General features: G+C 63.1%; 1 protein-coding gene. It reads right to left on the reverse strand.

What is annotated here, in order from left to right:
- Window positions 1-499: tryptophan 7-halogenase (locus AACY08_RS28915; protein ID WP_339472504.1), on the reverse strand; the 499-nt coding region annotated here is incomplete at both ends.

A 499-nucleotide genomic window follows, 5' to 3' on the forward strand; every position in this document is an offset into this window, starting at 1 on the left:
GCTTCGATAAATCCCGTTTCGGGATGCTGATGAACCTGGCCGATCTTGCCCTCGACGCGGGTTACGCCGCGCGCCTCGCTGAACTGGCGCAGGAAGACGGCGTAGCGCGATGCGTCGAGATGATAGGCATAGTTGATCTTGGCGTCGGGGCCGGTGGCGAACTTGCCCGCTTCGGCTGCGGTCAGCTCGAAACAATAGTCGCCCAGCGCGCCGCCGGTGCCCTCGGCGCGCGCGCGCAGCCACATATGCTGGAAATCGCCCATCCAGATCGACTGGCCGACGCGACCGAAGGAGTGGATGTAGCGATCCCCCCGCCGCGCCCAGTTTTCAAAGGCAATGCCGAGTTTGAAGGTCGCTTGCGTCGCGCGCATAAAATCGCGCTCGTCGATCTCGAGGAAGCGGTGGAAGGTGCGGATCGTCGGGATCGTCGCCTCACCGACGCCGACGGTGCCGATTTCGTCGGATTCGATCAGTACGATGTCGAGCAATGGCCCCAGAT

The sequence above is a fragment of the Pseudomonas sp. EL_65y_Pfl1_R83 genome (assembly GCF_963970695.1).
Classification (GTDB): domain Bacteria; phylum Pseudomonadota; class Gammaproteobacteria; order Pseudomonadales; family Pseudomonadaceae; genus Aquipseudomonas; species Aquipseudomonas tritici.